Annotated in this window: 21 protein-coding genes and 1 pseudogene; 6 read left to right on the top strand and 16 right to left on the bottom strand. The window is 38.6% G+C overall.

What is annotated here, in order from left to right; translation table 11 throughout:
* Positions 1-38: 38 nt before the first annotated feature.
* Complete coding sequence (locus tag CNR22_04485; protein ID PBQ31055.1) at positions 39-431, bottom strand: hypothetical protein; 393 nt, start codon at positions 429-431, stop codon at positions 39-41.
* Here CNR22_04485 and CNR22_04480 point away from each other — a divergent pair.
* A complete protein-coding gene (locus tag CNR22_04480) occupies positions 431-676 on the top strand; it encodes a hypothetical protein (protein PBQ31054.1) in 246 nt (81 codons plus the stop codon). The genes CNR22_04485 and CNR22_04480 overlap by 1 nt on opposite strands.
* Positions 677-723: 47 nt before the next feature.
* Here the strand turns inward: CNR22_04480 and CNR22_04475 are convergent, their stop codons facing one another.
* Positions 724-981 carry a hypothetical protein gene (locus CNR22_04475; GenBank protein PBQ31053.1) on the bottom strand — a complete coding sequence of 86 codons (258 nt, stop codon included), beginning with the start codon at positions 979-981 and terminating at the stop codon, positions 724-726.
* 172 nt (positions 982-1,153) lie between these two features.
* On the opposite strand from CNR22_04475, the gene CNR22_04470 reads away from it, so the two are divergent.
* Positions 1,154-1,507, top strand: coding sequence for a hypothetical protein (locus tag CNR22_04470; GenBank protein PBQ31052.1), 354 nt, complete (start codon positions 1,154-1,156; stop codon positions 1,505-1,507).
* Positions 1,508-1,563: 56 nt separating this feature from the next.
* On the top strand, positions 1,564-4,335 hold the full coding sequence (ligD, locus tag CNR22_04465; GenBank protein ID PBQ31051.1) for a DNA ligase D: 2,772 nt from the start codon (positions 1,564-1,566) through the stop codon (positions 4,333-4,335).
* On the opposite strand, the gene CNR22_04460 is transcribed toward ligD, so the two are convergent.
* From CNR22_04460 to CNR22_04435, 6 genes are all read right to left on the bottom strand, one after another.
* Positions 4,332-4,757, bottom strand: a complete 426-nt coding sequence (locus CNR22_04460; GenBank protein PBQ31050.1) for a response regulator — start codon at positions 4,755-4,757, stop codon at positions 4,332-4,334. The genes ligD and CNR22_04460 overlap by 4 nt on opposite strands.
* A 180-nt stretch (positions 4,758-4,937) precedes the next feature.
* Positions 4,938-5,189, bottom strand: a complete 252-nt coding sequence (locus CNR22_04455; GenBank protein ID PBQ31049.1) for a hypothetical protein — start codon at positions 5,187-5,189, stop codon at positions 4,938-4,940.
* 503 nt (positions 5,190-5,692) lie between these two features.
* Positions 5,693-6,229 (bottom strand): general stress protein, encoded by a 537-nt coding sequence (locus CNR22_04450; protein PBQ31048.1) that lies wholly within the window; start codon positions 6,227-6,229, stop codon positions 5,693-5,695.
* Between the two features lie 152 nt (positions 6,230-6,381).
* Entirely contained in the window at positions 6,382-6,807 is a 426-nt protein-coding gene (locus tag CNR22_04445) for a polyketide cyclase (protein ID PBQ34814.1), read from the bottom strand.
* Between the two features lie 122 nt (positions 6,808-6,929).
* Positions 6,930-7,313, bottom strand: a complete 384-nt coding sequence (locus CNR22_04440) for a hypothetical protein (protein PBQ31047.1) — start codon at positions 7,311-7,313, stop codon at positions 6,930-6,932.
* Positions 7,291-8,085 carry an aminotransferase class I and II gene (locus CNR22_04435; GenBank protein PBQ31046.1) on the bottom strand — a complete coding sequence of 265 codons (795 nt, stop codon included), beginning with the start codon at positions 8,083-8,085 and terminating at the stop codon, positions 7,291-7,293. The genes CNR22_04440 and CNR22_04435 overlap by 23 nt, the downstream gene beginning before the upstream one ends.
* 17 nt (positions 8,086-8,102) lie before the next feature.
* Here CNR22_04435 and CNR22_04430 point away from each other — a divergent pair.
* Positions 8,103-9,094 (top strand): annotated as a pseudogene (locus CNR22_04430) (MarR family transcriptional regulator).
* A 451-nt stretch (positions 9,095-9,545) separates the two neighbouring features.
* On the opposite strand, the gene CNR22_04425 reads toward CNR22_04430, so the two are convergent.
* The 3 genes from CNR22_04425 to CNR22_04415 form a co-directional block, all read right to left on the bottom strand.
* Entirely contained in the window at positions 9,546-11,321 is a 1,776-nt protein-coding gene (locus CNR22_04425) for a hypothetical protein (GenBank protein PBQ31045.1), read from the bottom strand.
* Positions 11,322-11,393: 72 nt separating this feature from the next.
* Positions 11,394-11,747, bottom strand: a complete 354-nt coding sequence (locus tag CNR22_04420) for a hypothetical protein (GenBank protein ID PBQ31044.1) — start codon at positions 11,745-11,747, stop codon at positions 11,394-11,396.
* A gap of 14 nt (positions 11,748-11,761) precedes the next feature.
* Entirely contained in the window at positions 11,762-12,949 is a 1,188-nt protein-coding gene (locus CNR22_04415) for an amidohydrolase (GenBank protein ID PBQ31043.1), read from the bottom strand.
* 176 nt (positions 12,950-13,125) lie between these two features.
* Between CNR22_04415 and CNR22_04410 the strand changes: the two genes are divergently transcribed.
* Entirely contained in the window at positions 13,126-14,700 is a 1,575-nt protein-coding gene (locus tag CNR22_04410; GenBank protein PBQ31042.1) for a hypothetical protein, read from the top strand.
* 67 nt (positions 14,701-14,767) lie between these two features.
* On the opposite strand, the gene CNR22_04405 is transcribed toward CNR22_04410, so the two are convergent.
* The 3 genes from CNR22_04405 to CNR22_04395 all read right to left on the bottom strand — a co-directional run bounded on the left by CNR22_04405 (position 14,768) and on the right by CNR22_04395 (position 16,123).
* The gene (locus CNR22_04405) at positions 14,768-15,319 is read right to left on the bottom strand and encodes a hypothetical protein (protein PBQ31041.1); all 552 of its coding nucleotides are present in this window, start codon (positions 15,317-15,319) and stop codon (positions 14,768-14,770) included.
* Between the two features lie 21 nt (positions 15,320-15,340).
* Positions 15,341-15,610, bottom strand: coding sequence for a hypothetical protein (locus CNR22_04400; protein PBQ31040.1), 270 nt, complete (start codon positions 15,608-15,610; stop codon positions 15,341-15,343).
* A 156-nt stretch (positions 15,611-15,766) separates the two neighbouring features.
* Complete coding sequence (locus CNR22_04395; protein PBQ31039.1) at positions 15,767-16,123, bottom strand: hypothetical protein; 357 nt, start codon at positions 16,121-16,123, stop codon at positions 15,767-15,769.
* A gap of 56 nt (positions 16,124-16,179) precedes the next feature.
* On the opposite strand from CNR22_04395, the gene CNR22_04390 reads away from it, so the two are divergent.
* Positions 16,180-16,584: a hypothetical protein gene (locus CNR22_04390; protein PBQ31038.1), complete on the top strand. Its 405-nt coding sequence runs from the start codon at positions 16,180-16,182 to the stop codon at positions 16,582-16,584.
* Here CNR22_04390 and CNR22_04385 read toward each other — a convergent pair.
* Entirely contained in the window at positions 16,581-17,036 is a 456-nt protein-coding gene (locus tag CNR22_04385; protein PBQ31037.1) for a hypothetical protein, read from the bottom strand. The genes CNR22_04390 and CNR22_04385 overlap by 4 nt on opposite strands.
* An 88-nt stretch (positions 17,037-17,124) precedes the next feature.
* On the bottom strand, positions 17,125-17,772 hold the full coding sequence (locus CNR22_04380) for a hypothetical protein (GenBank protein PBQ31036.1): 648 nt from the start codon (positions 17,770-17,772) through the stop codon (positions 17,125-17,127).
* Positions 17,773-18,423 lie beyond the last annotated feature (651 nt).

Below are 18,423 nucleotides of genomic sequence, written 5' to 3'. Positions count from 1 at the left end.
AATAAAAAAGACCATCTTAGAAAGACGGTCTTTTAATTTTAGTTATTACATTGTTGTTGAAGTTCCGGAAGTGCTGCCGGTTGTACCGGTACTGCCTGTAGTTCCGCCCATTGTAGTGTTGGTGCTTGAAGTTCCGGAAGTTCCATAAGTTGTATTGGTGCTGGATGTACCTGATGTACTTGATGTGCTTGACGTACCCGACGTACTTGAAGTGCCCATGGTGGTATTTGTGCTTGATGTACCGGAAGTACTTGATGTACCGGAAGTACTTGATGTACCCATAGTTGTATTGGTGCTGGATGTGCTTCTTGTTGTATTAGTACTTGAAGTACTATTTGTACTGTTGGTAGTGCCGGTAGTTCCCATGCCGTCAGTGGTGCTTGTCGAAGCGGTTGACTGAGTTGATTTGGTTGTACTGTGCGTGTTACCATTGGTTGTAACAGAAGTTTCGTTTGATCTTGTAAAAGATAATAACGCGGCTGACGAGGCTAAGCATAAAGCTAAGAATAGATGGTTCTTTTTCATTTTTGTTTTTTTTAGATTAATAGTTCATGCCTGTTTTAAAATAAATGAAGCGGCTCTTTCATTTAAGCAGAGATACTCTAACGGTTCAAATCCAATACCGTTGTTATATACACCGCAGATCGGGTTTTTTATAGAATTTATGCCGCAATAGTAGCTATAGTGTGGAATTTGTCAACAGTCCTGTGCAGCTTTTCTCGGTTACAAAAGTTCTGCTAATTGAAACTGATCCAGGTATTTGTCTAATCTCTCTCCGTTTTCAAATGCTATAATTTCTATCAGTTCATTGGATTCATACTCGACCACCACTTCAATAAAATAATTGTGGTAAGAAAATAAAGTGTGAATAATGCCAACACTAAGATCATGATCAAGAAAGATAGCATCATTTTCAAGAATACTGGCTTTTTGACGGAGTGCCATTGTATTGTATTCATGTATAGTGTATTCTAATCTCATAGTATGAAAGTTTCAAAAGGAATGCCAACTCTGTCAGGTTTTGTTATTCTATTACCCAAATGCCTGTCAATCAATACATACACAAAAAACAAGGATGGGAATAATATTACTCGTTTTGAAGCAATGAGACATAGCATGAGGACTAATTTGTGCTATTAACTTATTTTAGTCGATGTTAAGCTACAGCACAAGTTTTGCTATGTTCAATAGCAAGACAAAAGATATTATCCTATTACATTTACAGTCTATGAAAAAGCAAGACGCAGAATTAAAAGCAAATGCCCTGGCAAAAGATCTGATTGAGAAAGAGGCGGAACACAAAGGGTCGAAACGAAAATGTCTGATATACTCTGTGGAAGCCGTTGCAAAGCAAAGTGACGACAGCGATTTTGATGTGTTTTGTTTTTTTGATCCTATTGATAATGAAGTCTCAGGTAAAAAACTCAGCGAAGAGATAGATTATTTCCTGAGCACCTATAAAATCTTAGACATTATGAACGTGAAAAAAACTTCCAACGTATCCTGATCTGGCCCCTCTTTTGCCTCTGTTGATAGACTCCCGAGCCGACAAAATTCAATACTATGGCATTAGCATCCTATAAAGCAAAAAGAAATTTTAAAGAGTCTCCCGAACCAACAGGAGGTAAACCCGATAGCGAAAAATTCAGGTTTGTCATTCAGAAACATGACGCATCTCATTTGCATTACGATTTTCGTCTCGAAATGGAGGGTGTATTAAAAAGCTGGGCAGTTCCAAAAGGCCCTTCCACAGACCCTGCAATCAAGCGTCTCGCCATGATGGTGGAAGACCATCCCTACGACTATAGAAATTTTGAAGGAATTATTCCGAGCGGCTACGGGGCCGGGACCGTTATTGTGTGGGACGAAGGATTTTATGAGCCTGCAGAAGAAGCAGGCAAAACAAAAAAGGAACAAGACACCTATTTGAGAGCAGGTATTCGCAAAGGAAAACTGCATTTTATTCTTAAAGGAAAAAAAGTAAAAGGAGAATACGCACTTATTAAAACACATGGGCGTGGAGAGAATCAGTGGCTTCTTTTTAAGGTGAGAGATAAATATGTTTCTACCAATGATATCACCTTAAAAGATAAATCCGTTATCTCAAAAAAGACTTTAGCACAGGTGGAAAAAACCACCGCTAATTTTTACGGTGCCACGCGTGTGAAGGAAGCAAAGACTGTCAGTAAAAAAGAGAAAACCTTAAATAAACGCAGCGAAATACAAGCGGCCTCTGCAAAGAATAAAGCCGAAAAAAAGAATAAGCCCGCTATAAAAAAAGAGCCTGTCGTATCAAAAAGTAGTGCATCCAAAGTGGTAAAAAAAAAGGCTACACCTAATTTAAATGCAAAAGAAATTTTAAACCAGGCCCCTAAAGGACCATTTAAAAAAATAATAAAACCCATGTTAGCCACTCTCGTAGATCAGCCCTTTGATGATGAGGGTTGGCTTTATGAAGTGAAGTGGGATGGCTACAGGGCGGTTGCATTCAAGAACAAAACGCACGTTGAACTGAAATCCCGCAACGACAAATCTTTTAACGAAAAATTTTATCCTGTACTGGAAGCACTAAAAAAATGGAAGATCAATGCCATTGTTGACGGTGAAGTAGTAGTAAGCGAAGAAAACGGTATTTCAAATTTTGGTGCTTTACAAAATTGGAGGAGCGAAGCCGACGGAGATTTATATTACCATGTATTCGATATCCTGTGGCTGGAAGGAAAAGATGTAACGGGATTAAGCTTGCGGGAAAGAAGAGCTATTCTTGAATCTATAATTCCAAAAGGTGGAATTATTAGACTAAGTCAGGCTTTCGAAGAATCAGGCAAAGAATTTTTTGAGGCGGCAAAAGAGATCGGGCTGGAAGGCATTATTGCAAAAAAGGCAGACTCGCCCTACCAGGAGGGAGATCGCACAAATAACTGGCTAAAAATAAAAGCTAATAAACGCCAGGAAATGGTGATTGGAGGCTACACGAAAAATGACGAGAGTTCTAAATTATTCAGTTCGCTTTTAGTTGGCGTTTTTGATGGAAAAGAATTGGTTTACACCGGAAAGATCGGTACAGGCTTTAGCCAGGAAATGCAAAAGGACCTATTAAAAAAATTCAAATCACTGATCATAAAAAAATCTCCATTTACAGAATTACCTGATATAAATAAACCATCGCGCTTTCGTCCAGATCCGCCGCACGCCACAGCAACATGGTTAAAGCCACAATTGGTTTGCGAAGTAAGCTTTACAGAGATGACCAGCGATGGCGTTATGCGTCATCCTTCGTTTGAAGGGATGCGAATAGATAAAAAAGCTACAGATGTTATTCGCGAGAATGAAAAACCGGTATCTAAAGCAGTAAAAGAAAGTAAAGCGGAAGCCGCAAAAAAAATGGTAGTACCCACTGGAAAAAGTGATCGTAAAACATTTTTAAATCCCACGGATGAAACACAGGTTCGCGAAATTAATGGCCACGAGCTAAAATTTACAAACCTGAATAAAATCTACTGGCCCAAAGAAAAAATTACCAAACGCGATCTCCTGAATTATTATTACCAGGTAGCGCCTTATATCTTGCCCTATCTTAAAAATCGTCCGCAGTCTATGAATCGTCACCCCGATGGGATTACAGGACAAAGTTTTTATTTTAAAGATATTACCGGGAAAGCTCCCGACTGGATTGATACATTTTTGTATCACAGCGACGCAGATGATCGCGATAGGAACTATTTGGTGGCAAAAGACGATGCCAGTCTTTTGTACATGGCATCTTTAGGATGTATTGAAATGAACCCCTGGCATAGTCGCGTTGAAAGCGAAGACTTTCCCGATTGGTGTGTGATTGATTTAGATCCTGGTAAAACTACCTTCGAGCAAGTTATAAAAGCAGCTCAGGTTACTAAAGAACTTTTGGATAGTATAGAAGTGCCCTGTTATCCTAAAACAAGTGGTTCCACAGGAATACACATTTACATTCCAATGGGAGCAAAATATACTTATGAGCAATCAAAAGAATTTGCAAGACTCATTGCGAAACTCGTACATGAGCAAATTCCAGGTTTTACCAGTATTGAACGTGCTGTGAAAGGCAGAGGTGGAAAAATGTATATTGATTTTTTACAGAACCGTGCACAAGCCACCATATCGGCTCCTTATTCTGTGAGACCAAAACCGGAAGCGACAGTCTCCATGCCTTTACATTGGGATGAAGTTAAAAAAGGCCTGAAGATGCGCGATTTTACCATACACAACGCTTTAGACCGCATAAAGGAGGTGGGCGACATTTTTAAACCGGTACTAGGAAAAGGAATTAATCTTAAAAAAGTTTTGGAAAAATTTTAAAATCCGCTTATCACGGAAACTTTTTCAAACATATCAATAAGAATTTTTTTAAGATCGGCGCTGTTGTTTGGTTTTGTATAAAAATCTACGGCGCCCATTTTCATACATTCTTTGTACGCTGAATCCTCGCGTGTAGTGGATAACATAAATACCGGGATAGTTTTCAGGCATTCATTCTGTTTCACGCGTGTTAGTGCGGTAATACCGTTCATGGTGGGCATATTAATATCCATCACAATAAAATCGATGTATTCTTTGGTGCCCTGGTTTGCGTGAGCCTCAAAATATTCGAGAAGCTCTAATCCATTATATGCTGCAATGATCTCAAAGGGATATCTTAATTGTTTAAAAGCATCCTTAATTAAATAATGATCGTCAAGATCGTCGTCTACAATGATTATTTTAAAGATTTTTCCAGCCATATTTAACGAAGCCAAAAATACAATTTGATTTTAATTAAAGATTAAAAATTAGACAAAAACAAACGGTGTTTCGATGAGAAACCAATAGAAAAAATTAAAGAGAAGAAGTTTTTTTTCGTAAGATCAGGTAAAACCCTGAGTTATACGCGTTTTTCCGACGTTTGGCTAGTTTAGTGGATTTTAACCCAGTTGTAGAATGTTCAGGTCAATTCCTTTCACATAAGTGTAAAGATTATCTGTATTTTCAAGAACAGAGATAGAAGTGATCTCATCACTATGTTTGCTAAGTCTTATTTCTACAAAAAAATCATGTAAAACGAAAAGTGATTTGTAAAATGTAGAGGTCTGCAGTTCGGTAATAACTTCACCGTAATTCCAGATGAAATCTATTTTCTGAATTTTACTAAGTGATAAGAAGTAGTTTTTGTCCATATAAAAGTATGCGCTACAGTACTACTATTTTTATACCAGATTGTTTTCTTTAAATCCTATAAAAAAGCATAGGAATGTGAGTTATTTTTTCCCCGATATTCAAAATGGCAGGACTTTCATCTCACGCTTTCTTAAAATTGGTGTGTGTTATTTTTTATTAGCAACAGTTACTTGTGTGGCGAGCACCAAAACACGGGTAGTGTTACCCTTCAGCAATGGGGGAGGAATTAGGTGGCGGGACTTAAGGGATTGTTATTTTTTCTAATCCTTCTACAGGACATTTTTTTTCTACCATTAATACATCGGGGAAGTGCAGAACAAACCTTAGCATTTCAACTTCCTGATGCAAGCAGAGGAGAGCTGGAAAGAAGATTCCTGTTAGTTTCTTCTCCCAGTCCCATTTCTTTGTTTATAACCTTGCAGTCCTTAGTGATGTTATAAAAATTAAAACAAGTACGCAGCAGTTCGTTTATAAGCTGGTTGTAAATTACCGGGTGTTTTTTTTACGCTTTAATTTTTCCTTCTATAGAATCGTCCAGTGTTTTTCCAATAATGGCGCCGGTTATACGTTTAATCATGCCTACAGCCATGTTATGTTTGGTATCCCAGTAATATCCTTTTTCTGGTTCTACTTTAATTACTGTAATTCTTGGATCATCTACTCCTTCAGTAAACCATGTTTTTAAAATGGGTTGCCAGAGCTCTTTAATTTTTTCTTTGTCTTTGCTAATGGTTGCTTTGCCATAAAGAGTCAGAAAATCTGAATACGACGATCCCTGAAACAATAACTGAACCGAATCATCCGATTTTATTTCTTTGTTTTTGTGACTGTCATGAGCACTTAGAAACCACAGGTTGCCCGCATCATCTAATTGTTGCACTGACATGGGCCTTGTTTCAAAATCTTTTCCGGTGGTAATATCGCTGCAAAAAAAGCAAACATTGGCCTTATTCACCAGTTCTTTTATTTTTTGGGTGGCTTCTTCCCCATGCAAATCTTTGTAATTGTCTTCGGGTTGTTCTTTGTTAATACTGTCCATAGTTCTTTGTTTTTAATTTTATAAAAAAGTAGTGTTACAGATGTATACAAAATAGCGTGCCACAAATGGCGAAAAACACTTGTGTTTAAAAGAGGTTAAACAAAAAAAGTCAGAGTAATAACCCTGACTTTAATAGTTCATCTAAAAAAATATTAATTCTCTTCGGTATATTTTTTAAAGTTATCTATGATGGCTTGCCACCCACTTTTTTGCAGCTCTATTGAGTTTTGATTTTCGGCTTCAAAATCTTCAACTATCTTAGTGCTTTGTCCTTCTTCGGTAAAATTGATCTTCACTTTACGATCATCCTCTAAAGTGTATTCGATTTTTTTATGTAATTCAACTTTTGTGTAAGTGCCACCAAAATCAAAACTCATGCTGCCATCTCTGGCTGCCATAGTACTTGAAAATTTTCCACCTTCCCGCAAATCATTTTCTGATTTTGGGGTGTGCCAGTCTGGCGAGGCATTATTCCAGTGGAGGATGTGTTGAGGTTCTGTCCAGTAGTTCCATACTTTGTCAATAGGTGCGTTAACAGTAGTTGCAACTGTAATTAACTGATTTTTTGAGTCGGCCATGATTTCAGTTTTAAGAAATGAGTTTTTAAAATTTTTATTTTTATTCAGCAAAGTTAAGTCAGGATTTTAAAAACTAAACTATCGGCAGCGACAATTCAGAGGTGAATTGCGACAAACCAGTTTTATAGAACCATTTCCTCAAACAAACGTTTCGCTGTTTTTTCAAGATCATCGCACAAACCCGGGTGAGGGCGTGAAGTTTGAATAACGGAACTGCGCACGGCTGTTAACCAGCGGAAACGATCTGGTAGTTCCATCTTTGATATAGGTCCGCCATTTTTATCGGCGCAGGCAATTTTTTCAAAAGATTCTAAATTCAGTTTCACCTGCGCAATATCCAGGTCTTTAGAAAAAGAATGAAGCTTGTCTTCGTTTAGTGTAAAGTAGACTTTAATAAATTTCGCTTTTTTACAAAACAAAACTATTCCAACATTTACAAACTCTTCGCGTTCAACAACTGGCAAAACACGAATGATGGAGTACTCATATAAGTGTTTTTCTTGCATTGTCGGCTTCGTTTGTAAAGATCTCTGAATTCTTGAGACGTGTGGATAAAAATTGAAAGTAAGTAGTTCTTAGTGCTTCCGGCGATTCATCGGTATCGTCCCACTGCAGCCATTCATCGGGGATAAGATTTGTTATGGCTTTTAATTTTTCTTCGCTGAGAATTTTTTTATACTCGGTGTTAATCTCTTGCAGTTGGGTTGCTTTTTTTAAAAGCACGTGTTCTTTAATATAAGCGAAGGGGCTTTTAGCTTTTGTTTCCCAGTCTGTCCAGGTGTATTGAAAGTTTAAACAAGCTCCATGATCTATTAACCAGAGCTCTTTGTTCCATACCAACATGTTGGTGTTTTTAGAAGTCCGGTCGATGTTAGTTAAAAAGGCATCCATCCAGACAATTTGCGAAGAGAGTTTTTCATTGACACTGGTTACCACCGGATCAAAATTAATTGCTCCCGATAAAAAGTGCATCGCCAGATTTAAACCCTGACTGGCTTTTAAAAGGTCTTGTATTTCTTCATCTCCCTCTGTTCTGCCAAAAGCTTCGTCGAGATTAGCAAAGACTAATTCCGGTAATTTTAATCCTAGAGTGCGTGCAACTTCACCACCTATTAACTCAGCAATGAGCGATCTAACCCCCTGGCCATTGCCTTTAAATTTTAAAACATATTTAAAATCATCATCCGCTTCGGCTAATGCAGGAAGGGAGCCACCCTCGCGGAGGGGCTGCAGGTAGCGCATCACATTTACAGTTCTTAGAGAAATTTTAGTTTCCATCAGACAAATGTAGGAATATAAAAAGGACTAAGCTGTTAGTGTGGAGGATAATTTCTCAGCTGGGGCAGGTTGACGCTTTTGCAGGAACATGGAATTTTTGTGAGAACTCTGACGTGCAAAATTTAAAGCAATTGAAGGCTCAGCTTTAACAGACGATGAAGTGGGAGCTGTGATGAATAATCTGGATGTAAATACACTTGAAGGCCGCGATCAACAAGAAGTTGCCGGTTATTTTGAAACTTTAGAACTTATATCAGAATCCTTTCGCGATATACCTGTTACTGAAACCAGTATCCGTAGTGTGCACAACATCCTTTTAAAGCATAGTGAAAAAGACGCCTGGCACAAGGGTAAATACAAACAAGATTCTAATGTTGCAGAAGCTACCCATGCCGATGGAAAAAAGTACGTGCTCTTTTGTACAACCGAACCAGGGTTTGCAACCGATGATGCCATGCGTAATTTAATAGCGTGGTACACAGCAGGGGAAGAGGTGCACCCGGTAGCACGGATAGCCGCATTTGCATATGATTTTCTCAGTATTCATCCTTTTCAGGATGGTAATGGGCGGCTCAGTCGTTTGCTGGCCACCTGGCTTTTATTGCGTGAAGGATATGCCTGGATTGAATATATCAGTTTTGAACATGAGATAGAAAATGCAAAGGCAGAATATTACAAAGTGTTGATGAATTGCCAGAGCAACAGGGCTGGAGAAGATATTTATTCCTGGGTAAATTTCTTTTTACGCTGTATGAATACCATTCAGAATTCGTTGCCGGGCAAGCTGGAGCAAAAAGGTATTACAAGCCAATTGTCTGTAAGCGAAAAAAAAATCCTCGCTTTCGTCCACGCCCACGCGGGATGCCGCTCTGGAGAAGTTGCCAAAAATCTTGCGATTCCGTTGCCTACAGTAAAAAGAATCTTGTCTGAGCTGGTGTCGAAAAAGGTTTTAATAAAACATGGCATTGGTGCAGAACGAATTATACAGCAGAAACGCAATCGCCTTTAAAAAAAGGATCTCGTAGTAAAGCTTACAACTGCTCAAAGACGCCGGGAATTCTTATTTACGGGAAGAACAGCATTTGTAGAGATAAAACAAGTTATTCTTACTCCACTTTTTAAATGGATAAAACCCGAAGACTGGAATGCGGAATTAATAAATGAGGGACTTCATCTCGAAGTCACCTGTAAAACGCGTTCAGGAATTTCTACAAAGCAAGCTTACCGGATAAATTCACACCGGAATCCGAATTTATTTAATCCTGTTTTTACCCTTGCTGTTCCGATTAATCTTCCCCTGGGATTACTGGAAATAGTTATTCCCGCCAATGATTATCCTTTAACAGCAAGCATCGCACTCCTGGGCGCTACAGAAGAATTTAAATTTGACTTGCTGGTTGTTTACGATGAATGTTTGTAAGACGGGTTTTTGAAAATATTCCCGGAAGGTTATTTTTGCTCTATGCTTTCCAGATCTTTGTTTTATAGTCTTTCACCATCCAATAGGGATCTTCTTTGAATTTTTTCCAGTCAGCAAGTAAACTTTCGTGCAGTTCGTCCAGCATCTGTTTCGTTTCGTCGCTGTATTTTTGGTAGTCTTTATTGTATTTGGGATTCTTTAAAAATTTCTCGTAGTATTCAATCAGGTTAAAACACATCGTGAATTGTCCGCAGGCAATAATAGTATCGGGCATGTTGTGCGGACCTTTTAGTTCTTCGGAAGTAAACCAAAGAGTTGTTCCTTTGGTTAAAGCTTTTTCTGAAACAGCCATGATTTTTTCACCGGGTTCGGCAATGTCTTTTGTAAAGTAAGGATATTTGTTTTTTCGTTTTTCAACTTCCGGTTTGGTCAATTCAAATACCGCGTTCATTATTACGCGGGGTTTCCAGCCACTGTCGCTGTATACGCGTTCAAATCCGAACCAACGCATTTGTTTGATAAAAACTTTCGTGATCATTTTAACCACTGAATTGCGACGGTTTACAAGAAGATTATTCAGCGTTGCAAATTTTAAAGCGTCTACATGCCGCATGCGGGTTAGAAAAAAACCGGGAATGCCAAAACGTTTTGCCAGTCCTACAAATCCCCGCGAAAGAATAAGAAAGGCGGCTGCAATTAAAATGCCGAGCGTTCCCAACATGGAGAGTAGCATCACTGAAATTTTATAACGCGAAAAAAATGCGCCCACTAAAAAAACCGAGCCTATCGCAAAACTGCTAATGCCCATGTACTGCATAAATTTAAAACTCCAGGTACCTATATAAGGTATTTTATCGCGGCTGCTGCGTACATAACTTTCCATGCTTGGATTTGTTCCATCGGAAATAATGTAAAGATCAACCGATTTTTTATCCCGCGAACGGCAGTATTCCATGTCGCCGGAATAATTTTTTAAGCGTTCTTCTGAAGTTATAACCGCATCTACACCCTGGTTATCGTCAACACCGCCATCCATAAGACCAATAGGGTAGGTGATCTTTTCTCCGTCTATAGAGAACCTCGGTAACAATGTTCTGTCCTTTAACAGCACAGACTCAGGATGTGTAAAATCGTCAGGAAAATTAATAGGTTCAAATCCAAAGGGTACACAAGAAGAAGCGGCAATGATATCCGCTAACCTTATCTCTTTTGCCATCCCCAGAGGAATGTGTATTTTTTTGTTGCCTATGTGTTCCGGAATTTTTGAATCCTGGAAACTGTATTCTGTTTTTTGAAAATGAAAAGGAAGTGCGAAATGAAATTCAGTAGCGTTAAAATTTATTTCTTTTAAATGAATAACGGGACTCGGTTCCCATAATAAACCAAAAGTTTCAGACTCAAATTGTTCGTGGTAAATAGAAGCGAAAGAATTGATAAGACTGCGTTGACGGCCATTGCCCCAATTACTGTCTTCGGCCAGGTAGTTCAACGCGTCTTCAACCAGGTCTACTTTTGTCATAAAGTCCACAACGCTTTCATAGCATTCTTCAAAAGTGCCGCCCTTTTTTATTGTTGCGGCGTACTTTACCCCCAGGAACGTGCCACCGGACACACTGGATAAAATACGTACCCTTTCAAGTAAGCTAATGGTGTTTATTTTTTTTGTAGAGAGATACGATAATAATCCAAGATGAATACAGGTAGCCCTGAATCCGCCGCCAGAAAGCGAAATGGCGATGTTATTAAAAGGTTGTCTCGGAAGATGTGATCTTCGTTTGGTTTTAGGCTTAACGGATTTAGGTGGCTTGATCTCCATATAGAGTTTCAGAGTTCAAGATAGTAAAATTTTATTCAGTTCTCAAAAGTCGCTCAAGTAAAAGGTTGGGCTCTATTTTGCGCAGATGCAATAAAATCCGTTTTTTTCAACACTCTGAACATCCTTTATTTTAACCTGTGTTTTGCTTTCGCTTGATAGGACAGAATCTTTCTGCAGCAAGCTGGAGTTGTCGCTGTAATGACGTTTATGGAATCTGCCAATAGAATCCTGAAAAGCCTGGTCAGCTCGATAATCACCAATTGAACAAAAGATTTTTTTCTCGACAACTTCGCCGCTGTTTTGTTCTATGGCTGTTAAAGTTGTACACCTTATTTCTCTTTGACAATTACAACTGCCACTACAAGAAGATAATAAAACAGGAATGCAAAAACCTGCAAGGAAAAGAAAGCTTGGGATTTTTTTCATGGCTAAATAAAATTTTATTTGAGTAAAGTCAGGGCTCCCTCACTTAAAAGTTTGGAGCCGAATGGGATGGAATCTTCATTAAACACTACTTTTGAATCGTGTAAAAAATAACATTTCTCAGCTGTGTCTTTTGCACCTAAAAAATAAAACATAGAAGGAACTTTTCGCGAATAAAAAGCAAAATCTTCAGAACCTAAAATTGCGTCAATAGGCATAATTCTTTCTTTTCCGAAGATGCCGTTGAGCGTATCATCCAAACTGTTGTGAACTGTTTTATCATTCAACAAGCTCGGATAATTTAAATTGTAGTCGATTTTTATTTTCGCGTCGAAGGATAGTTCGGTGCCTTTAATGATTTTTTCCATGCGCGCGAGTACCTGGTTAAATGTATCTAAATCCAGGGCCCGCACAGTTCCTTCAATTATTACTTTATCGGCAATAACATTTGGCGCAACACCGCCATTTATTTTTGTAAAGGAGATAACTGTGGGTTCGTGGGGTGGAACATATTTATAGGCAATGGCGGAAATGGATTGAATAAGATTACTGGCCACTAAAATAGCATCAACTCCCAAATGCGGAGCCACGGCTGCATGAGCCATCTTTCCTGTAATTTCAATTTTAAAGAAATTTGCACAAGCCAATGCTTGTCCGAGTTTATAAGCCAGCATGCCAACCGGTAGTAATGGGTGAACATGCAGACCCAACGCTGCTTTCACATCGTCGAGTTCGCCGGCTTCGACCATGCGCTGACCGCCGGACTTTTTATCAGGATCGTCATAAACACCTTCTTCTGAAGGTTGAAAAATAAATTTAATTGTTCCTTTAAAATCCTGGTCTTTTAAAAGTGCAGCGGCTCCTAAAAGCATGGTAGTGTGCATATCGTGACCGCATGCATGCATCAGAGGAATCTGAACGCCGCTGGCGTCCTGCATTTTTTTTGTACTCTTAAAAGCCAAAGTAGTTTCTTCAAGAATAGGAAGTGCATCCATATCTGCACGTAAAGCTATTACCGGACCTTCGCCTTTTTTTAAAGTGGCCACAACACCTGTGCCTGCAATGCCTTTGCGATAAGGGATCTGAAGAGCGTCGAGTTCTTTGCAAATAAGTGCTGAGGTCTGGTGTTCCTGGTAACCTATTTCAGGATTAGCATGTAGTTGGCGACGAATGTCAACGAGTTTTGTGAAAAGTTCTTTTTCCATAGACCGGGCTTTAGTACTTAAACCAAAGTTAGTTCATTTACAGTATAAGTACTATTAAAAAATGCAAAGTAAAAACACCGCTTAAATTAAACTTTTGGCAAAAAGTAGTGTCCAACAGGCAACTGGGTCTTTCGTCCGGTTTTTCTTTTATATTTACTAAACTAACAGACATCCCTATGAAAAAATATTTATTTTTTAGTTCTGTACTTTTATCCAACCTGTATTCTTTAAAGGCCCAGGTCTATAAAGACGTCGCAGGCATATTTTATACCCGCTGTACCAGCTGTCATCACCCGAATGCTTCCGAGTATCCGTTTATGAATTATTCTCAGACCGCTATAGAAGCCTCTGCCATTAACTATCAACTCAGTAATAATATTATGCCGCCGTGGAGCGCAGACACTTCGTATACAAGGTTTCAACATGAGCGCCTCATAACAAGTGTAGAAAAACAAACCCTTCTTAACTGGATTGCGAACGGCGCATTGCCCGGTGACACAACGCTTGCTCCTTTACCACCTGTATACCCGGAGCATTATCAATTAACAGGAAATGCAGATCTCACCTTAAAGATCGGAACTTTTACAAGTACTTCCGGTAGCACAGACAAATATTACTGTTTTGCAATTCCTTCCGGCTTAACACAGGACAGGATTATACGCGGTTATGAGGTAGTTCCGGGCAATAAAAAAATAGTTCATCACGCGGTAATTACTGCTGATACAACCGGCAACTACACAAGTGATCTTTCGGGTGGCTGCTATAATATTCCTGGTAACCTGGGTATAGGTACTTATGCTCCCGGATCGAAAGCCACGGTATTTCCGGGTCAGGCACCTTTAAAAGCGGGTATTTATTTAAAAGCCGGTTCAAAAATTATTATCCAGATGCACTATCCTGAGGGAAGTGCCGGAGAAGTAGATAGTACAAAATTACGTTTGTTCTTTTATCCCCTTAATGAGAGCGGTGTAAGAAGAATATATTCAACAACGCCTTTACAAAACTGGGCTATGGCTATTCCAGCTAATAGTATCGTGGCTTACGGCGCTTATTACCCGTCTGCTTCCGTGGGTCTGCCCGCAAGTTTATCTGCATTTGCAGTCATGCCGCATTCACATCTGTTATGCCAGAGTATCATTTATTATGCTGTTAATCCCGGCGTGGATACAATTCCTTTGGTTAGAATAAAAAAATGGGATTTTGAATGGCAGGATTATTATACATTTAAAAAGTTAGTTAAGATACCAGCTGGTTACCGTCTTTACTCAAAACATGTTTACGATAATACCACTAACAATCCAAATAACCCGAATAGTCCGCCCATAACGGTGTATTCCAATACCGGCACCAATGATGAAATGCTTTTTGACGGAATGATGTATCTTGCCTATCAACCGGGAGACGAGATGATTGATATTGAAACTATCATAAATAACGATCCTCTCCTGGGTCTTAATGAATTAAGATCGTCGGAGGATTTCGTAAGCTCTTTAGCCTTTCCAAATCCTTTTTCACAGGCGGTGCATTTACGCTATACGCAAACAAAATATAGTGATGTAACTATTGAAATTTACGACATAAGCGGGCGTTTGCTGCTTCACACTAATTTAGGAAAACAAACACAAGGTTCGCATGATTGGGAATGGGATGGTAAAACTTCAGAGGGAGTAAAAATTGACGATGGGGTCTACTTTTATAAAATTAAGTCTGCAAGCTTTACTTACGAAGGAAAAGTGATTAAACACGACTAAAAAAATAAGGTATCACGGTCGTGGATTTTACCACGCCGTGATACCTCTTTTAGTTCTTAGTTCTTTTTTATTTTTGTACCTCTTCTTCAACCGCCTGCATGTTTATAGCCTGCGCACATCCGGTTAAAGTCTCGTCTGCGTTTTTTTCTTCTTCCAAAATTTCTTCTAAAATAGAAGCGGCTTTATCAAGTCCAAGAATTTGCGCGAAAGTGCGGAGTGTGCCGTAGCTGGCGATCTCATAATGCTCTACTTTTTGGGAAGCAGCAATGATGCCGGCATCGCGCATAGCACCTTCTTCGGTTTCGCTCATGATTTCTTCAGCTTCTTTTACAAGTCCCGCCATAGCTTCGCATTTTTTAGCAACTGCTTTTTTGCCAATCACTTCAAAAACCTTTTCTACTTTTTTAACCTGTGCTTCAGTTTCTGTCAGGTGATTTTCGATCGCCTGCACTAACTCTTCTGAAGTTGCTTTCTTGGCCATTTTTGGAAGCGCTTTGGTTAAAGCTTTTTCTGCCCAATAAATGTCTTTTAAGCTGTCTTCAAACAACTTCATTAATTTTGATTCTTCAATGGCGTATTCCGACGCTTTTGCTTTTGTTTTTCCTGTTGATTTTTTCATGATTTTGTTTTTTGTTTTTTTTTAATTTTTTGGACGACCCTCAGGATCCATCATCGGTTTTGGCTTTCTGCTGTTTGTTGTGGCAGTATCAGCGGGCGCATTGCCAGGTACTTCAGCACCTGTTGTATATGTACCAGTACTTCCTGATTTTTTCTCAGCCTTTTTGTCTGAGGGAATTTTATTAGAAGGTTCGTTTGAATGGTGTTTCTGATCAGGCGAAGGAGTAACTGTTTGGGCTGTTGCGATCTGTATTCCACAAATGGCAATAGCGGTTAGCATTAAATTTTTCATTTTTCAGGTTTTGTAGTACGTGTGGAAAACGCCATGCCACCTGAAATTGATCAATTCATGAAATATGTGAATATATTACGCCCCAAATTCGAAAAAAGCGGCCAATTTAGTCTTCAGGGTTTATGGCTCTGAAACGAAAAAAATGAGAGAGCAAAGCTATCGCATTACTTTTAGCGGACGGACTTGTTTTTTTAATTTTCCGCGCAATTCAAAAGGGGCCTCCATCCATTTACTTGTAGCTGTTGATTTAAAAAAGTAAAGCTCTGTTTTTTCGTCGTAAAACAGTCTTTTAGTACTGGCATAGAGATACTCCTTCAAACTATCATAGGCCATGTTGTATAAGGTGTCACCATCTTTTATGCGGGTATTTAAAAGTATTTTGTGCGATAAGGTTTGATAAGGTTTTAAAGTGTACAAATAAATCCAGCGCTTGCGTCCTGGTACATCTGCATACTCCAGTAAAAGATGTTTTAATTCTTTAAATTCGCTTGTATTTTTTTTGATCAGGATCACATTTTATCAGTGATATTTTTGTGCCTGGCAGAATTGGCATTAAGATGGTATGTATTATGAAAAAGACTATGCAAATCTATTTATTTCTTAACGCGTTTTTATACCTGAGCTTTGCAATCTGGTGTATCGTGAAATTTGTGGGAACGTCAGGATTCCTTGGTTACAGCTTTTTAAATAATTCAGGAAAGGTAGAATACTTGACCATTTATACGGGGCTGCAAATGGGCTTTGCGATTTTCCTCGCCATCTGTGCATACTACCCCTCCCTGCGTTTGGCGGGTTTATTATTTTGTGTAGCAGCGTATGTTTGCATTGTTATTACAAGAACACTTTCCGGTTCGTACTTTGGTGATCTTGAGAAAGCAAGCTTCATGATTGGTGCTCTTGAATATTCGCTTTGTATTTGGGGACTAATTTTATTGTTTCGTAACTGGGATCTGGTAAAAAACCTGGAAGCTTAATTCTTTTTACGAAAATTCGCCCATCCTTCTTCCACAAGCTCTACGAGAAGGTCATCTTTCCAGACATAATAATGAACTCTGGGTTTTGGAAATGTTTGAATGTTGTCAGACTTTTCCTTTTCAACCGTTATAATATTACAAGACGATTTAGTGAGGGTTATAACAAGCGTATCTCCTTTCAGTTTCCATTTGCCGTATTCCCTGTATTTCATTCCCATAACGTAGTATTTTGTATAACGGCTGGCGTACTTATTTTCAGTAAGGGTTAGTTCGCAGGAAATTTTCTGTGGATCAGGAAAGGCACCAAAATGCCAGGAAGTAACAACGGTTGAAGTTGTAGCATCGGGAACTTGCATAGGGACTTCTGTATAAGTTCCGGCGATAGAATCTGGTGTTTGAGCCCTGATAAAAAAAGCCAGGAAAAAGAACAGGGCTAAGATGTTGGTTCTCATGTTAAATAAAGATACGATTTATTAGACCTTGTTGTTTGCTAAAGTGTTGACTCTATCGTGGCTTTGTTGCCGCTCGTGTTGTTACGAATCAGGCGCTTGGTTCTGTATTTAAAATTTGTTCCAGTTCTTCAAAAGAATGTATGTAATAATTTGCATTTACACCTTTCTCCACACCTTCTCTCAAAATCTGGACGGTTTTAAAATTTAACGCGTTGCCCGCAGCTATTTCCGAAGAAGCATTGTCACCAATCACAAAAGTCCGGGCGGGATTTAAACCATAGGTAATTGACAAATCTTTAAAGATGCTCAATTTGGTTTCTTTCCTTTTAAAAGTGTCGTTAATGAAAATTTTTTCAAAATCCTGCTCTATATTCAAAGCTTTAATTTTTATTTCCTGTAGAGAAGTTAAACTGGTGGTAACCAAAAATTTCGGGCAGTTAAGGTTTTTTAAAAACACATAATCCGGGTATGGAGCAATGGTTAAATCCAGCTTGAGTGTTTCCAAAACACTTATTGCATCTAAAAGTGGTTCCATTGGTAATCCATGCCTGGTAATTACGCTGTCCCAGGGCCTTTGCCAGATCTCTTCTAAAACGAGATCGACTTTTTCCTGTGAAGTTTCTTTTCGTAAGTTGAATTGAAGCCGGTCAAAAAAAGCTTGAAAAGGTTTTGGGTCTAATGATCTTGTTTTAAAAATAGTATCATCCAGATCAAGTATCAGCGTTGTCTCATCCATTATTTTATTAAAATCATGTAGTATTCTTAAAGGTAATGCTTCTTAAGATGCAGGGTGATAGAATTCAATTATTTTGGGAGTTGCCTAAAGGCGAAGATTGTCTCTTTTAAAACCCGGAACTTAAAAATGTGTTTAGTTAGTTAACAAAATCTTATTCCGGGTTTTTAAAGAGCATGTCTAAATTACCTCTTACGCAATCGAAAGTCAAGCTTTTTAACAGTCTCGGGGCTAAAAATAGTTTTCAACCGTTTGTAATTTTCAAAACGTCTATAAATCAATACTTTGACGATGCAAAGAGTAGTTAATTAAACAGTGTAGAATTTTGCGGACAATAAAAAGTGGGAAAAAGCGTTCGGCATTTTGATAAAGTGTTCAGGAAATAAAATTGAAAAATTACTACGAGTGATCCGTGAAAGAGTAATAATCCGAAATAAATAAGATCTAATAAAAAATAATTAGCTCCGAAAGGTCACATGTCGGGTCAAAGTTTTCATTTCTCCGTTGAAGATTAAAAGCAGTTTTTTGAAAACGTTAAGCTACTCTGTGTTCAGAAAAAAACACACAGGAACATAACGGACATAGATGGATCTACTGCGTGCTTATTTGGTTAACAGAGTCTTTCGCAAGCGAAACATGTGTTCTCACAAAAAT

The organism is Sphingobacteriaceae bacterium (assembly GCA_002319075.1).
In the GTDB taxonomy this organism is placed as follows: domain Bacteria; phylum Bacteroidota; class Bacteroidia; order B-17B0; family Aurantibacillaceae; genus Aurantibacillus.
The sequence above is the reverse complement of the archived record's forward strand: the minus strand, read 5'-3'. Positions and strand labels throughout refer to the sequence as shown.